General features: G+C 43.3%; 1 protein-coding gene. It reads right to left on the bottom strand.

Annotated elements, in window-relative coordinates:
* Positions 1–443 precede the first annotated feature (443 nt).
* Positions 444–1,077: MATE family efflux transporter (locus tag AB4496_RS24360; protein ID WP_372132357.1), on the bottom strand; the 634-nt coding region annotated here is incomplete at its 5' end.

Below are 1,077 nucleotides of genomic sequence, written 5' to 3'. Positions count from 1 at the left end.
TGGTGGTACTCCCACAAGATGCGGTAAACTTCTGTAAACCTGAAGTGAACGTTCAAAACATCAACAAATCGTAAGTTTTAGACCTATATCACGAGCGGAATTTGAACAAGATCACCAAAGGTAGCCAAATGAGGTTTAATTTCTTAAACCGCATCAAGGTTTACATATTTAAAACCAAAGGTTGCATTTTTGAACCCTTTGATGATCTAGGACAAGTTATAAGGAAAGGCAAAAAATTGAATTAATTGGTATTGTAAATGCATGGCAATCAAGCATTTACCTTGCGAATGTGGTGGTGAGTAAAGATAGGTGGTTAATTGAAAATGAGGTTGTATTAGAGAGTTAAATTCACAAAAAACAGCTTTTTAATAGGATGCAAGCTAGGATTTAGATCCTAAAAAAGCAGCTGAAGTTGCTGCTTTATTTTGGAGTGTTCTGTTTGATTATTCGCTTGGCAGTTTAAGCTCGACTTGTTTTAGCGCGCGCTGATACATAAACCATGCACAGGTGCCGGCAAGCACATTACCTGTCATTGCGCCCCAGAATAGGCCTTCAATACCCGCAAGCTGAGAGCCAACCCACAAGCTAGGTAAGAAGAAGGCGAACAGGCGCAGCGCTGAAATCGTCAAGGCGGTATAGGACTTGCCTAATGCGTTAGAGACGGAAACCATCAGCATACAGATTCCTAATGGCCCTAAGCTAATAGGTACGATCAGTAGGTGATAGTTTAAAATCGTCGAGACTTCGCTTTCACTGGTCATTAGGTTTGCTAGTCCGCCAGAGAATAACCAAGTCACTAGTGCGATCACCAACTGGAAACCCAATACAAACATCACCGCAATCTTAACGAGCTTACGTATGTTTTCGAGATTGTTCTCTCCCAACATGCGGCCAATCATCGGAGGCATCGACATCGTTAGTGCTAGCACAGCGACAATCGAGAAGAATTCAAAACGTGAACCCAATGCCCAAGCTGCAACGGCTGTGCCATAGCCAGCAAGCAGCTTAGTGGTGAACATGGATGAAACAGGAGGCAGCAGCTGACTGATCATCGCAGGCCCCATGATGTTACCAATG

Source organism: Vibrio sp. 10N.222.46.A1, from assembly GCF_041473595.1.
Classification (GTDB): domain Bacteria; phylum Pseudomonadota; class Gammaproteobacteria; order Enterobacterales; family Vibrionaceae; genus Vibrio; species Vibrio tasmaniensis_A.
This window is presented reverse-complemented; position numbering and strand designations above follow the sequence as displayed.